The organism is Pseudoduganella sp. UC29_106 (assembly GCF_044055365.1).
Lineage (GTDB): Bacteria > Pseudomonadota > Gammaproteobacteria > Burkholderiales > Burkholderiaceae_D > Rugamonas.
Genome location: NZ_CP171977.1, coordinates 874626 through 889655 on the forward strand (window position 1 = coordinate 874626; position 15030 = coordinate 889655).

Genomic DNA, 15030 nt, shown 5'->3' on the forward strand with positions numbered 1-15030 from the left:
GTATTAGCCCTTTTTCAGCAGCTTGATGAGAGCCGGTGCGTAGAGGTTTTCCATCGCGCCGCAGAACAGGATGATCAGGCCCTGGATGAAGATGAAGGTTTCGGTCGGGATGTTCGGCTTTTCCAGCGAGAGGTCGAAGCCGCCCTGGATCAGGGCGCCGAACAGCACGGCGGACAGCAGGATGCCCACCGGATGCTGACGGCCCATCAGCGCGATCGCGATACCCACGAAGCCTGCGCCGCCGACGAAGTTCAGCGACAGGTAATGGGTGGAGCCGAGGATGGAGTTGACCGAGCCCAGGCCAGCCAGCGCGCCGGAGATGGCCATGGTGGCGATGATCATGGCCGAAATCTTCACGCCCGCATAGTGGGCCGCGTGCTTGTTCAGGCCCGTGGCGCGCAGCTTGTAGCCCCAGGACGAACGCCATACGGCCACGCCGTAGATCACCAGCGCCACGATGGCAAACAGGAAGCTCACGTTCAGCGGCGTGTCGCCCAGCACGGGGAACCAGGTGTTCAGGCGCGGCATTTCGGCGGCGGCCGAGAACACGCGCGAGGCGGTGTTCTGCTCACCGGCCGGGATCAGGTATTTCACGATCACGAAGTTCATCAGCGAAGCGCAGATGAAGTTGAACATGATGGTGGTCACCACGATGTGCGAGCCGCGTTTGGCCTGCAAGTAGCCCGGAATGAACGCCCACAGCGCGCCGAACAGGGCGGCGCCGATGATGCCGGCCGGGATCAGCAGATACCAGGGCAGGGTGGCGTCGAAGGCCAGCATGGCCAGCGTCAGGCCCAGGCCGCCGAAATACATCTGGCCTTCCGCGCCGATATTGAACAGGCCCGCCTGCATCGCGACCGACACGGCCAGGCCGGTGAACACGAAGGTCGAAGCGTAGAACAGCGTGTAGGACAAGCCTTCCGGATTGACGATGGCGCTGTTGATCAGGATCTGCATGGATTCCAGCGGGTCCTCGCCCAGCAAATGAATCACCAGCGCGGCCACCAGCAGCGCGGAGAGCAGGTTCAGGATGGGCAGGACAAAGCCGGTTGCCCAGCGTGGCATATCGTTCGTGGTCATGGTCAGTGTTTATGCATGCCGCCCATCAGCAGGCCGATGCGGGTGGTGTCGAATTCGTCGATTTTCAGTTCGCCGGTGATAGCGCCGCCGCACATCACGAGGATGCGGTCGGCCAGGGCGCGCACTTCTTCCAGTTCCACCGACACCAGCAGGATGGCCACGCCTGCGTCGCGCAGGGCCAGCAGCTGGGTGTGGATGGATTCGATGGTGCCGATGTCCACGCCGCGGGTGGGCTGGCCGACCAGCATCAGCTTGGGCTGGGCCAGCACTTCGCGCGCAATTACGACCTTCTGCTGGTTGCCGCCGGAGAGCAGGCCGATGCGCAGGTCCGGATTGGGCGGACGCACGTCGAACTCCTTCAGCAGGCCGGCGCAACGCTGGGCGATGCCCTTGAAGTCGATCAGGCCCCATTTGTTCTTCACCTTGTCCTGGTAGCCGAAGAAGGTGTTCTGCATCACGGAGAAGTTCTTGATCACGCCGTCGCGCAGGCGGTCTTCCGGCACGTGGCCGATGCCCAGCTCGCGGAATTTGGTCGGCAGGCCGTCGGCGTCGTGGCGCCTGCCGTAGGGCAGGGGCTGGCCTTCGAAATCGACTTCGCCGGCAGTGGGTAGGCTCATGCCGGACAGAATTTCCATCAGCTCCGACTGGCCGTTGCCGGATACGCCCGCAATCGCCACGATTTCGCCGGCGCGCAGGGTGAAGTTGATGTTCTGCAGCAGCTTGACGCCGTTATCGTCCTCCAGCTGCAGGTTCTTCACTTCCAGCACCGGCTTGCCCGGGTTGTAGGGCGCGCGCGGCAGGTTGTTCTCGATGGGACGGCCCACCATCATGTTCGCCAGTTCTTCCTTGGACGTTTCCGCGGTCTGCACGGCGCCGACCACGCGGCCGCCGCGCATCACGGTCACGGTGTCCGTGATGTCCATGATTTCCTGCAGCTTGTGGGTGATCAGGATGATGGTCTTGCCCTGTTCCTTGAACAGCTTGAGGATCTCGAACAGCGATTCCGTTTCCTGCGCGGTCAGCACGGCGGTCGGCTCGTCCAGGATCAGGATGTTGGCCGAACGGTAGATCTGCTTCAGGATTTCCACGCGCTGCTGGGCGCCCACGGAAAGGTCGTGGATGGTCGCCAGCGGATCGACGTCCAGGCGATAGCGTTCGCAGATTTCGCGCAGCTTGCGTTCCGCTTCCGCGCGGTGGGCTTTCAGCTGGAAGCCGCCTTCGGTGCCCAGCATCACGTTGTCCAGCACGGTCATGTTTTCGACCAGCATGAAGTGCTGGTGCACCATGCCGATGCCCAGGCGAATCGCTTCCTGCGAGGTGCGGATATGCTGGACTTTGCCATCCAACAGGATCTCGCCACCATCTGCATGGTAGTACCCGTAAAGGATGCTCATCAGCGTCGATTTGCCTGCCCCGTTCTCGCCCACCAGGCCGTGGACGGCCCCCTTGGCGATGCTGAAGCTGACGTCCGTATTCGCCTTTACCGCTCCAAAGTGCTTGGAGATATTGCGGAATTCAACAGCTGGCTGCATAAGGATTTTCAGGTCGTATTTACTGAAAAACGCGCCGTACGGGTATCCCCGTCGGCGCGTTCTCGTTAAAGGGAAAGCGAATTAGGCCGGGCAGGCGGCGTTGGTAGCTCGGATGTCGATGACCTTGATCTTGCCATCGATGATGTCCTTGCGCGCGCCCAGCACTTTCTTTTCGATCTCTGGCGTGATCAGCTTGCGATTGTGCTCGTCCAGCGCCCAGTCCACGCCGCCTTCCTTGATGCCCTTGGCGGTCACTCCGGCCTTCCAGGTGCCGTTCTTCATCTGCATGAAGGAGTCGTACACGGCGTTGTCCACACGCTTGACCATCGAAGTCAGCACGGAGCCGGGATACAGGTTGTTCTGGTTGGAGTCGACGCCGATGGACAGCTTGCCTTTTTCCTTGGCGGTCTGCAGATACGCCAAGGCCGGAACCTCCGGCCACGGCAAACACCACGTCCACGCCACGGTCGAATTGCGAGCGGGCCAGTTCGCCGCCCTTGGCCGGGTCATTCCAGGCCGCCGAAGTCGTGCCTACCATATTGGAGAACACTTCCGATTTCTTGTCGGTGGCTTTCGCGCCTTGTGCATAGCCGCAGGCGAAGGTGCGGATCAGCGGGATATCGATGCCGCCGATGAAGCCGAGCTTCTTGGACTTGGATGCCAGCGCAGCCGCCACACCCGCCAGGTAGGAGCCTTCTTCTTCCTTGAACGTCACGGAATTGACGTTATTGCCCTGGGCAACGCCGTCGATCAGCACGAAACGCACTTTCGGGAATTCCTTCGCGACTTTCTGCACGGCTTGCGTCTGGGCAAAGCCGATAGACGCGATCAGGTCCAGGTTCTTGCGGGCCAGGCCGCGCAGCACTTGTTCGGCCTGCGTGTCGCTGGAAGCCTGCACTTCGATGAACTTGACGCCCGTATCCTTGGAGAAGCGCGACGCGCCTTCGAAGGCGGACTGGTTGAAGGACTTGTCGAACTTGCCGCCCGCATCGTAGACGATGCCCAGCTTCGGGTCGGCCCGCGGATGCGCTGGCTGCGACCGCAAAAGCGGCGATCATCATGCTAAGTTGTTTGATTTTCATGTAGACACTCCTGGAGGTTCGCTATTGTATAGTTTTTGCGGGCCCTTCATCCACCTTCCGCCAGTCTTTCTTATACTGCGGCGCAAAAAGAAATTTCCACTGGGAAATTCATTGTCTTACGTCCTGTCGCCTCGTAACAACGATTTATACAATTTTGCTTAAAGATTACCTGACCAATTTTTAAGCACGTATTGAAATGGCAATATTGATTTAATGGCTTTCGCCGGGGTAAATCTTCGTTCAGTACTATGCAGTACGGGTTATATGTATGGCAAATACGTTTTTTCTTGTTTATTTATATCGATATCATCTTAATAGGTGGTTGCTCCTGGTAATTTTCCGACAGTCTTACCCGTGCTAGGATTCGCCCTTAAAAATCAGAATTCCTTTACTTTTAAATAAAGATTGGACATATAAGTTAATGAACACCACCATTAAATGCACTTTGATGGCGCTGGCTGTGGCTAGCGCTTTCCCCGCCCTGGCCCAGGACACCACCGCTACCCAGCCAGAGCAAAAAGTGTCTGGACAGCTGGAAACCGTGATCGTTACCGCGAACCGCCGCGCCGAGAACATTAAAGAAGTGCCAATGTCGATCTCGACCATGAAGGGCGAGAAACTGGACGTGCTGACCGCCGGCGGCGACGACATCCGCTTCATGTCCGGCCGTACCCCGTCGCTGAACGTCGAATCCGACTTCGGCCGTTCCTTCCCGCGTTTCTATATCCGCGGCCTGGGCAACACTGACTTCGACCTGAACGCTTCCCAGCCGGTTGGCCTGGTGTACGACGGTGTGGTGCAGGAAAGCCCGATGCTGAAAGGCTTCCCGGTCTTCGACGTGGAACAGATTGAAGTGCTGCGCGGCCCGCAAGGCACCCTGTTCGGCCGTAACTCCCCAGCCGGCGTGATCAAGTTCGACTCCGTGAAGCCGACCAACAAGCAGGAAGGCTATGTATCCGCCGGTTTCGGTAAGGATGGTGTGTTCAACGCCGAAGGCGCGTTCAATATGCCGATCAACGAGATGATCTCCACCCGCGTCTCGCTGCAGTCCCAGTCCCGTGACGACCGCGTGCACAACCCGCGCATCACCGGCACCCAGGACTTCGAAGGCTACAAGGACAACGCCGCCCGCGTGCAGGTGCTGTTCAAGCCGACCAAGGAATTCAGCGCCCTGTTCAATATCCACCACCGCGATATGGACGGCAGCGCAACCCTGTTCCGCGCCGGCATCATCAAGAAGGGCACCAATGAGCTGGTCGACAATTTCGACTACGGCTCTTACCCGACCGACGGCTTCAATGTCCAGAAGCTGAAAGTGACCGGTTCCAGCCTGACCCTGCGCTACGACCTGCCGGGCTACACCCTGCACTCGATCACCGGCTACGAAAAGGCCAAGTTCTACAGCCGCGCCGACGTGGACGGCGGCTACGGCGTCGGCGCCACCTCCGGCCCGGCTCCAGCCTTCATCCCGTTCACTTCCGAGACCGCCGACGGCCTGCCGGACCACAAGCAGATTTCCCAGGAATTCCGCGTCGAGTCCAACACCAAGGACCGCCTGCAGTGGACCGCCGGTGTCTACTACTTCAAGGAAGACATCACCGTCGATTCCTTCAACTTTGACACCCTGGGCGGCGGCGTAATCAACGGCTATGCACAGCAGACCCAGAATTCGCGTTCCTACGCAGTGTTCGGTTCCGCCAACTACGCCATCACCGATGTATGGAAAGTGCGCGCCGGTATCCGCTACACCGACGACAAGAAGGACTTCGTTGCAGCCCGCACCCTGACCCCGTTCGGCGGCGCAAATGTCGGTCCGAAGACCGCCCATCCGCAAGACACCAATGTCAGCTGGGACCTGAGCACCACCTATGAGCTGAACAAGGACACCAACCTGTACGGCCGCGTAGCGACCGGCTACCGCGCTCCGTCCATCCAGGGCCGCGTGCTGTTCGGCGACGATATCTCGGTGGGTGCCTCCGAGAAGAACCTGTCCGGCGAATTCGGTGTCAAGCAGGACTTCCTGAACAAGCGTGCACGCCTGTCCGCGACCGTGTTCAAGTACCGCGTGAAGGATTTGCAGCTGACCGCAGGTTCGGGCTCCGTCAACCAGAACCGTCTGGTCAATGCGAACCGTGCTGAAGGCCAGGGCTTCGAACTGGATCTGCAGACCATCATCACCGAAGACCTGCGCATGACCGTGGGCGCCAGCTACAACGATACCGAAATCAAGGACCCGAACCTGTTCGTCGTCCCTTGCGGTAACGGCTGCACCGTGACCAACCCGCGCAACGCTTCCGGCGCCGCCCTGATCGACGGCAACCCGCTGCCACGCGCACCTAAGTGGGTGGGCAACTTCACCCTGCGCTACAGCCGTCCGGTTGGCAATGGCGAAGCTTACGCTTACACCGACTGGTCCTACCGCGACAAGTACAATATGTTCCTGTACGAAGCCAAGGAATACAAGGCCAAGTCCCTGCTGGAAGGTGGCCTGCGCGTAGGCTACAAGTGGGCAGACGGCAAGTACGAAATCGCCGCCTACGGCCGCAACATCACCGGCCGCGAGCAGCTGATCGCCGCGATCGACTTCAACAACCTGACCGGCATCGTGAACGAACCGCGCACTTACGGCGTGCAGTTCAAGGCGAACTTCTGATCGTTTCCTGATGCCGCATGAAAGCCGCCCGCCTAACCAGCCGGCGGCTTTTTTCAACCCACGGCAAAGAGCAGGTGTCTGCCACATCGTGGCAGACACCAGGGTTACGCCTCGGGTTTTAAGCGTAAGATAGCGCCATGCACCCAAACCTCTGGCCCCTGCTCGGCGTAGCCGTCATCGTTCTCGGATTCCTGCTGCGGCTGCACCCTGTGCTGGTCGTCGCCGCTGCCTGTTTCACGACAGGTTTCGCGGCCTTCATGCCGCTCGACCACCTGCTTGCCTCGCTCGGCACAGCCTTTATCAAGACGCGCAACCTGCCGATGATCTACCTGCTGCCGCTGGCCGCCATCGGCCTGCTGGAGCGCTTCGGCTTGCGCGAATATGCGCAGTCCGCGATCGCACGTGTGCATTCCGCGACGGCAGGGCGCCTTCTGATTGTCTATCTCGCCATCCGCGAAATCAGCGCCGCGCTGGGCCTCACTTCGCTGGGCGGTCATCCCTCGATGGTGCGCCCGCTGGTGGCGCCGATGGCGGAGGGCGCAGCCGAGCAGCGCCATCCGGAGCTGACGGAAGAGCAGCGCTACCGCATCCGCGCCATGGCCGCCGCCACCGATAACGTCGGCCTGTTCTTCGGCGAAGACATCTTCGTGGCCTTCGGCGCCATTGTGCTGATGCAGACCATCCTGCGCGCCGAGGGCATCGAGGTCAACCCGCTGCTCATGGCGATGTGGGCATTCCTACTGCGATCTCCGCCTTCATCATCCACGCCTGGCGCTTGTACCGGCTGGACCGCTACCTGGGCCGCAAGCCATGATTATCCGGGTCGAATATTTCTACTGGCTGCTGGGCGTGATGCTGGCGCTGGTGTCCGTGATGTCGGCGCTGGACCGCAGCAATCCGCGGCGCTGGACGACGTCCCTGTTCTGGGCCCTGTATGCCGTGATCTACCTGGCCGGCGACGTGTTGCCGCCGGCATTTGCGGGCGCAATGATGGTGGCGATGGCGCTGCTGGCCGGATTCGGCGGCGTCCGCAGCGGCAAGCCGGATGTGCTGCCCGAGGAAACGCGCCGCGCCAGCGCCGCGCGACTGCAGCACAAGCTGATCCTGCCGGCGCTGGTCATTCCGGCGGTGACCATGCTCGGCGCGACGCTGCTGAAGGATGTGAAGATAGACGGCAGCTTCCTGCTCGACCAGAAGCACCTGACGCTGGCCAGCCTTGGCTGCGCCTCCATCATCGCCGTCGCAGTCGCATGCTGGCTCACGCGTGCCACCCCGCTGCAGGCGGGCCGCGAATCGCGTCGCCTGGTGGACGCGATGAGCTGGGCGCTGGTGCTGCCGCATATGCTGGCCGTGCTTGGCCTGCTGTTTACCGAGGCTGGCGTCGGCAAGGCGGTCGCGCATGTGACCACGTCTTATATCGGCCTGCAATCGCCACTGGTGGCGGTGGCGGTGTACTGCATCGGCCTGGCGCTGTTCACCATCGTGATGGGCAATGGCTTTGCCGCTTTCCCCGTGATGGCGGGCGGCGTGGGCATTCCTGTGCTGGTTCACCAGTTCGGCGCCAATCCCGCCATGATGGCGGCAATCGGCATGTTCAGCGCTTACTGCGGCACGCTGATGACGCCCATGGCCGCCAACTTCAATATCATTCCCGCAGCGTTGCTTGATCTGCCGGACCGGAACGCCGTCATCAAGGCCCAGATTCCGACCGCGCTGCCGCTGCTGTTCGTGAACATCGTCCTGCTGTATGTATTGTTATGAAGACTGTCCTGCTTACCGGCTTCGAGCCGTTCAACCAAGAGATCATCAATCCCGCATGGGAAGCGGTGCGCGCGCTACAGGGCTGGCGCGAGGGCGATTTCGTTGTCGAAGTGCGCCAGCTTCCCTGCGTATTCGGCGCCGCGATTGCCGACATCCGCGCCGCCATTGCCGACCTGCGGCCCGACCTGGTCATCGCTGTCGGCCAGGCGGGTGGCCGTGTGGATATGTCGATTGAGCGCGTGGCGATCAATGTGGATGACGCGCCGATCCGCGACAACCGCCAGCAGCAGCTGGTGGACCAGCCCATCGTCGCTGATGGCCCGGCAGCCTACTTCTCCACGCTGCCGATCAAGGCGATCGTGCGCGAACTGCGCGCCGCCGGGCTGCCGGCGTCGGTATCGCAAACGGCGGGCACCTTCGTCTGCAATCACGTGTTTTATGGGCTGATGCATGCGCTGGCGGGACGGGGCGACGTGAGGGCGGGCTTTATTCACATACCGTTCCTGCCCGAACAGGCGGCCGCGCATCCGGGTGCGGCCAGCATGTCGCTGGCCAGCATGGTCGAGGGTTTGCGCATCGCCGTGCGCACCGGGCTTGCCACCGGGGCGGACATCGCCGCCGCCGGCGGTGCCACACACTAGGCGGCAGGGTTGATGATGTTGCGGAAGGCGCGCACCACGGGGGCGTCGTCCATCGTCGTGTAGGTGATATACAGGTTGGCCGAGGGCGGATTGCGGATCGGCAGGAAGACCACGCCCGGCCAGCCGATGCGGCTGGTCGTTTCCGGCATCAGGGTCACGCCCAGGCCGGCGCCGACCATGGCCAGCAGGGTTTGCGGCTCGTTCGCTTCCTGGAACACCGTCGGCTGGAAGCCGGCCTTCACGCAGCACTGGATCAGGTAGCGCGGGAAGGAAGACTTGTCGAGCGCCAGCGTCAGCATCGGTTCATCGGCAATGTCCTTCAGCTCGATCGATTCCTGCTTCGCCAGCGGGTGATGTTCGTTCACCGCCACGCAGACATTCTCGCGGAAGCACAGTTCCTGTTTGAGGTTGTCGCGCTTGAGTTCATCCTCGTCCAGCCTCGGCTCGCGCCAGAAGCCGACATCGATCTGCTTGGCGCGCAGTGCGTCGTACTGCACGGTGGGGCCGAGCTCGTGGATGGTCCAGGTCACGCGCGGATATTTGCTCTGGAATTCTTCCAGCATGCTGGGGATCGGCCCCCACATCGCCGAGCCCACGATGCCGACGCGCAGGCGGCCCACTTCGCCGCGGTCGATCTGGCGCACGGTGTCGATGGTCATGCGCATCTTGCCCAGCAACTCCGCAGCTTCCTGCATCAGCGCCTTGCCGGCCACGGTGAGTTCGAAGGTGCGGGTGGTGCGCGCGAACAGTTTCACGCCCAGTTCCGCTTCCAGCTTCATGATTTGCTGGCTGAGCGGGGGCTGGGATATGTGCAGGCGTTCGGCGGCGCGGCTGAAGCTTTTTTCTTCGGCGACGGCGAGGAAGTAGCGGAGCTGTTTGAGGTCGATGGACATGGTCTGCGATGGTGGTCGTTTCAGCACGGCGGATCAATGATCCGCCCTACGCGTTGCGGCGAGTCATACAGCCAAAGCGCGGGCGAGTTCGGCGCCGACGCGGGCATTGTTTTTCACCAGCGCGATGTTGGTCATCAGGCTGCGGCCTTCCGTCAGCGTCTTGATGCGCGCCAGCAGGAAGGGGGTGACGGCTTTGCCGGTCACGCCATTCTGCTCGGCTTCCTCCAGCGCCTGCACGGTGATGCGGTCGATTTCTTCTTTCGGCATCGCGTCCGCTTCAGGTACCGGGACGGAGATCACGGCGCCGCCTTTCAGGGCCAAGTTGCCGACTTGGTGCGCAGGAAGGATGCCTGGTCGGCAGCCGTGTCGAGGCGGAAGTCCGCATTGAAGCCGCTCTCGCGCGTGAAGAAGGCGGGGAAGCCCGGCTGGCCGACGCTGACCACCGGCACGCCCTGGGTTTCCAGGTATTCCAGCGTGAGGCCGATGTCCAGGATGGATTTCACGCCCGCGCACACCACCGCGACATTGGTCTGAGCCAGTTCCTGCAGATCGGCCGAGATATCGAAGCTCTTCTCGGCGCCGCGGTGCACGCCGCCGATGCCGCCGGTGACGAAAACGGGAATGCCGGCCAGCTGTGCGCAGATCATGGTCGCAGCCACCGTGGTGGCGCCAAGCTTGAACTGGGACAGCACATAAGCCAGATCGCGCCGGCTCACCTTCAATGCATCGGGCGAATTGCCCAGCATCTCAAGCTGTTCATCCGTCAGCCCCACGCAGATTTTGCCGCCGATGATGGCGATGGTGGCCGGCACCGCGCCGTGGTCGCGCACGATCTGTTCCACTTCGCGCGCCGTCTGCACATTCTGCGGGTAGGGCATGCCGTGCGAGATGATGGTCGATTCCAGCGCCACGACGGGCTTGCCCGTTGCGCGTGCGTTCGCGACTTCGGGAGAGAAGGAGAGGAATTGCTGCATGATTCAGTCCCTTTCGAGAGGAGTGTGCGCGCCCAGCTTTTCAGCGGACAGCGCGGGCGATACGGTGTGCGGGCTTTCCAGGGTGAGCGCAGCGGCCAGCAGGCCGCGTTCGCAGGCCAGGTGCAGGTCGCCGGCTTCCTGCACCAGCGACCAGCAGACGGCGGCGGAGAAAGCGTCGCCGGCGCCGGTCACGTCCACCACCTTGGCGTCATGCGCGGCAAGCCAGTGCAAGCCTTCCGGCATCGTGTGATAGACGCCTTGCGCGCCGCAGGTCACGATCACCTGCTGCGCGCCTTGCGATTGCACTTCGCGGCAGGCTTCCTGCACGTCAGCCTCGGTAGGCAGGGCGCGGCCCACGCGCGTTTCCAGTTCGCCGCGGTTCAATATTAAGAGCTTCAGGCCGCGCAGGTCGCGCGGCAGGCGCGCCATTTTGGGCTGCGACACCGCCACAATTACCAGCGGCACGCCGCTTTCGCGCGCGTCGGACAGCAGCATCGCCACCGAGTCCAGGGGCAGATTCAGGTCGGCGATCACCATCGCGGCGGCGGTGCGCTGCGGCTGGCGCGAAGCGAGGAAGGGCGGCGTCAGCATGTCGTACAGCGCCATGTCGGCCAGGGCCACCACCAGCTCACCTTTCGCATCCAGCACGGCGGTGTAGGTGCCGCTGCCCATGCCATTCAGCTGCAGGCTGCCCGCCATGTCGATGCCGGACGATTCCGCCTGGGCGCGCAGGGCGCGGCCGGAGGAGTCGTCGCCCAGGGCCGTCAGCAGGCCGCAGGGCAGGTCGAGGCGGGCCAGGTTCTCCGCGATATTGCGCGCCACGCCGCCAAAACTTTCCTCCGCGCTGGCGGGATTCGAGGTGCCCATCTGCAGCGGTTGCAGGGGCCGCAGCTTGCGATCGAGGTTGGCGGCGCCAATGCACAGCACGGGGCGGCGGTCGGGGAAGACGTAGGCGCGGCCCAGCAGGCGGCGCTCGCGGATCAGGGTCGCGATATGGCCGGCCACCGCCGAGCGGGACATGGCCAGCTGCTCCGCCAGTTCCTGCTGGGAAATGAAGGGATTGGCCCGGATCAGGTCCAGCAGCTGTTCTTTACGGGAAGGTTCGCTCACGGAAATTCGCAGTAAACATTTGTTTGTGATGCTAAACATTTGTCCGCGCGGTGTCAATTGGGGCGCCTCCCTATAATAGGAACTAATTTATATGGTAACCGTATAAATGGCAAAGAAAAATGGTATTTGCCATACATATAGACGATGATGCATAGTGTCGCAGTACGTTCGTACGCCCGCCGAATTCATCCAATAAAAGAACGAGGAATACATGTCTAATACCCCATTTTCAGGCAGCCGCCATCATTCGCGCGCGTATGCCGGCGAACTTCCAGCCGCGCGCTGCACTGATCCTGGGCTCCGGCCTGGGCGTGCTGGCCGAGCAGATGACCGATTCCGTCGCCATCGGCTTCGATGAGCTGCCGGGCTTCCCGATCAGCACCGTGCACGGCCACGCCGGCCAGCTGGTCATGGGCACGCTGGCAGGCGTGCCGGTGGTGTGCCTGAAGGGCCGCGGCCACTTCTACGAGGGCTATGGCATGGGCGTGATGACCAGCGCTGTGCGTACCCTGAAGCTGCTGGGCTGCGAATTCCTGTTCGTAACCAATGCCGCCGGTTCGCTGCGTCCCGAAGTGGATGCGGGTTCCCTGGTGGCGCTGAACGACCATATCAACTACCTGCCGGGCACCCCGATGATCGGCCCGAACGACGAGCGTTTCGGCCCGCGCTTCTTCTCGATGGCGAATGCTTACGATGCTGATCTGCGTTCCCTGCTGCAGTCCACCGCGGCCGAGCAGGGCATCACGCTGCACGAAGGCGTGTACATTGCTTATCCGGGCCCCAACTTCGAGACTCCTGCTGAAATCCGCGCGTTCAAGACGCTGGGTGCGGATGTGGTGGGCATGTCCGTGGTGCCGGAAGTCGTTTCGGCCCGCCACTGCGGCCTGAAGGTGGTTGGCGTTTCCGTGGTCACCAACCTGGCCGAAGGCCTGTCGCCGTTCCCGCTGTCGCACGAGCAGACCCTGAAGTATGCCGCCATCGGCGCGGAAAGCCTGATCAAGCTAATCTTGGCTTATCTGGCGAATGTAGCTCAAACGCCAAAAGCATAATGCATCCATTAGAACCCACGGCTTAAACCTGGTGGCTGCCACATCGTGGCAGCCACCTGTTTCAGGCCTTGGGTTTTGAATCTTATCGAGGCTTACCATGTCCCGCGCCTTCATCCTTCTGTTAGATTCCTTCGGCATCGGCGCCACGCCGGATGCCGAGCAGTATGGCGACGCCGCCACCAACACATTCGGCCACATCGCAGCCTGGGCTGCGAAAGAGGGCAAGCCGATGAGCCTTCCGACCATGGAGGGCCTGGGCCTGGCCGCCGCCGCGCAAGCCGCCAGCGGCGAATGGGCCGCCGGCTTCGCTCAGCGCGAAGGCTTCAAGGGCGCCTACGGTGCGGCGCGCGAGCAATCGACCGGCAAGGATACGCAGAGCGGACACTGGGAAATCGCGGGTGTGCCCGTCACTTACGACTGGGGCTACTTCCCCAAGACCGTGCCTTCCTTCCCGAAGGAGCTGACGGACAATCTGCAGGAGCTGACCGGCGTGCCGGGCTTCCTCGGCAACTGCCACGCCTCCGGCACCACCATCATCAATGAGCTGGGCGACGAGAGCGTCGCCAGCGGCAAGCCCATCCTCTACACCTCCGCCGACTCCGTGCTGCAGATCGCCGCGCACGAAGAGCACTTCGGCCTGGACCGCCTCTACGATATGTGCGAGAAGGCTTATGAGCTGGTGAAGCCCTACAACATCGGCCGCATCATCGCCCGTCCCTTCGTTGGCGCCAACGGCGATTACAAGCGCACCGCCAACCGCCACGACTACGCCGTGCCGCCGCACGCGCCGACCCTGCTGGACCACGTGAAGAACGAAGGCGGCGAGGTCATCGCGCTGGGCAAGATCAGCGATATCTACGCCGCCCAGGGCGTGAGCCGCGTGGTGAAGGGCGCCGACAATATGGCCCTGTTCGACGCGTTGCTGAAGGCGGAGGAGGAAGCGGGCGACAAGTCCCTGACCTTCGTGAACTTCGTGGACTTCGACCAGGCCTTCGGCCACCGCCGCGACGTGGCCGGCTACTCGAACGCCCTGCATGAAATGGATGCGCGCCTGCCTGAATTCATCGCCAGGCTGAAGGACGGCGACCTGTGCGTGATTACCGCCGACCATGGCTGTGATCCGACCTCGCCAGGCTCGGACCACACGCGCGAACACATTCCGGTGATCTTCTTCGGCCCGAACGTGAAGCCGCAGGCGCTCGGCATTTCCGAGACCTTCTCCGACATCGGCCAGACCATTGCCCACCACCTTGGCGTGAAACCTCTTTCCAACGGAACCAACCTTCTATGAGCAATATCACTGACTTCAAGCGCAACGAGCCGCAAGGCCTCGACCTGGGCTGGCTCAATCACATCCACGTGAACAAGGCCGCCGCGGACCGCCGCGCCGCATCGCTGGCGAACCGCCGCACCGTCAAGAAAGAGTACCAGGCCGCCTGGCTGGTGAAAGCCATTGAACTGATCGACCTGACCACGCTGTCTGGCGACGATACCCCGGGCCGCGTCGAGCGCCTGTGCATGAAGGCCATGCGCCCGCTGCGCCAGGACCTGGTGGAAGCGCTGGGCCTGCAGGAGCGCAACGTGATGACGGGCGCCGTCTGCGTCTATCACGAGATGATCCAGCACGCGGACAAGGTGCTGAAAGGCCGCCTGCCTATTGCTGCCGTGTCCACCGGCTTCCCGGCCGGCCTGACGAATATGGAAACCAAGGTGCGCGAAGTGGAACTGAGCGTGGCTGCAGGCGCCCAGGAAATCGACATCGTCATCACCCGCCAGCACGTCCTCACCGGCAACTGGCAGGCCCTGTACGATGAAATGCTGGCCTACCGCAAGGCCTGTGGCGACGCCCACGTGAAAGCCATCCTGGCGACCGGCGACCTGGTTACCCTGGAAAACGTGGCGAAAGCCTCCTGGGTCTGCATGATGGCGGGCGCGGACTTCATCAAGACTTCGACCGGCAAGGAAGGCGTGAACGCCACCATCCCCGTGTCGCTGGTGATGGTGCGCGCGATCCGCGAATACTACGAGCGCACCGGCTTCAAGGTAGGCTACAAGCCGGCCGGCGGCGTGAGCTCCGCCAAGGCCGCGCTGCAATACATGACCGTGATGAAGGAAGAACTGGGCAACGAATGGCTGGAGCCGCACCTGTTCCGCATCGGTGCATCGAGCCTGCTGACCGACATCGAGCGCCAGCTGGAGCACCATGTGACCGGCGCCTACTCCGCCGCCCACCGCCACGCGCAACCTTAAGAAGA

11 protein-coding genes and 3 pseudogenes are annotated in these 15030 nt (G+C 62.4%); 7 read left to right on the forward strand and 7 right to left on the reverse strand.

The features are described 5' to 3' along the window. Nucleotides 1-3 precede the first annotated feature (3 nt). The 4 genes and pseudogenes from ACHMW6_RS04705 to ACHMW6_RS04720 all read right to left on the reverse strand — a co-directional run. Nucleotides 4-1080: an ABC transporter permease gene (locus tag ACHMW6_RS04705; protein ID WP_395405981.1), complete on the reverse strand. Its 1077-nt coding sequence runs from the start codon at nt 1078-1080 to the stop codon at nt 4-6. A 2-nt stretch (nt 1081-1082) separates the two neighbouring features. Further along, on the reverse strand, nt 1083-2612 hold the full coding sequence (locus tag ACHMW6_RS04710) for an ABC transporter ATP-binding protein (RefSeq protein ID WP_395405983.1): 1530 nt from the start codon (nt 2610-2612) through the stop codon (nt 1083-1085). Between the two features lie 81 nt (nt 2613-2693). Further along, nucleotides 2694-3035, reverse strand: coding sequence for a BMP family protein (locus ACHMW6_RS04715; RefSeq protein WP_395405985.1), 342 nt, complete (start codon nt 3033-3035; stop codon nt 2694-2696). A gap of 43 nt (nt 3036-3078) precedes the next feature. Continuing rightward, nucleotides 3079-3657: pseudogene (locus ACHMW6_RS04720) on the reverse strand (BMP family protein); the annotation flags it as partial. Nucleotides 3658-4115: 458 nt separating this feature from the next. On the opposite strand from ACHMW6_RS04720, the gene ACHMW6_RS04725 reads away from it, so the two are divergent. The 4 genes and pseudogenes from ACHMW6_RS04725 (at nt 4116) to pcp (ending at nt 8749) form a co-directional block, all read left to right on the forward strand. Continuing rightward, entirely contained in the window at nt 4116-6347 is a 2232-nt protein-coding gene (locus ACHMW6_RS04725) for a TonB-dependent receptor (protein ID WP_395405987.1), read from the forward strand. Nucleotides 6348-6484: 137 nt separating this feature from the next. Beyond that, nucleotides 6485-7161, forward strand: a pseudogene (locus ACHMW6_RS04730) (DUF969 domain-containing protein). Next, a complete protein-coding gene (locus ACHMW6_RS04735; protein WP_395405989.1) occupies nt 7158-8108 on the forward strand; it encodes a DUF979 domain-containing protein in 951 nt (316 codons plus the stop codon). The pseudogene ACHMW6_RS04730 and the gene ACHMW6_RS04735 overlap by 4 nt, the downstream one beginning before the upstream one ends. After that, nucleotides 8105-8749, forward strand: a complete 645-nt coding sequence (gene pcp / locus ACHMW6_RS04740; RefSeq protein WP_395405991.1) for a pyroglutamyl-peptidase I — start codon at nt 8105-8107, stop codon at nt 8747-8749. Before ACHMW6_RS04735 ends, pcp begins: the two co-directional genes overlap by 4 nt. Here pcp and ACHMW6_RS04745 read toward each other — a convergent pair. From ACHMW6_RS04745 to ACHMW6_RS04755, 3 genes and pseudogenes are all read right to left on the reverse strand, one after another. Beyond that, nucleotides 8746-9642, reverse strand: coding sequence for a LysR family transcriptional regulator (locus ACHMW6_RS04745; RefSeq protein ID WP_395408531.1), 897 nt, complete (start codon nt 9640-9642; stop codon nt 8746-8748). The genes pcp and ACHMW6_RS04745 overlap by 4 nt on opposite strands. Before the next feature lie 63 nt (nt 9643-9705). Beyond that, nucleotides 9706-10616: pseudogene (locus ACHMW6_RS04750) on the reverse strand (pseudouridine-5'-phosphate glycosidase). A gap of 3 nt (nt 10617-10619) precedes the next feature. After that, the gene (locus tag ACHMW6_RS04755) at nt 10620-11726 is read right to left on the reverse strand and encodes a carbohydrate kinase (protein ID WP_395405993.1); all 1107 of its coding nucleotides are present in this window, start codon (nt 11724-11726) and stop codon (nt 10620-10622) included. A gap of 257 nt (nt 11727-11983) precedes the next feature. Here ACHMW6_RS04755 and xapA point away from each other — a divergent pair, with 257 nt between their 5' ends. The 3 genes from xapA to deoC all read left to right on the forward strand — a co-directional run bounded on the left by xapA (nt 11984) and on the right by deoC (nt 15025). Further along, nucleotides 11984-12775 (forward strand): xanthosine phosphorylase, encoded by a 792-nt coding sequence (xapA, locus tag ACHMW6_RS04760; protein ID WP_395405995.1) that lies wholly within the window; start codon nt 11984-11986, stop codon nt 12773-12775. A gap of 97 nt (nt 12776-12872) precedes the next feature. Next, nucleotides 12873-14066 (forward strand): phosphopentomutase, encoded by a 1194-nt coding sequence (locus ACHMW6_RS04765; RefSeq protein ID WP_395405997.1) that lies wholly within the window; start codon nt 12873-12875, stop codon nt 14064-14066. Next, nucleotides 14063-15025, forward strand: a complete 963-nt coding sequence (gene deoC / locus ACHMW6_RS04770) for a deoxyribose-phosphate aldolase (RefSeq protein WP_395405999.1) — start codon at nt 14063-14065, stop codon at nt 15023-15025. Before ACHMW6_RS04765 ends, deoC begins: the two co-directional genes overlap by 4 nt. Nucleotides 15026-15030 lie beyond the last annotated feature (5 nt).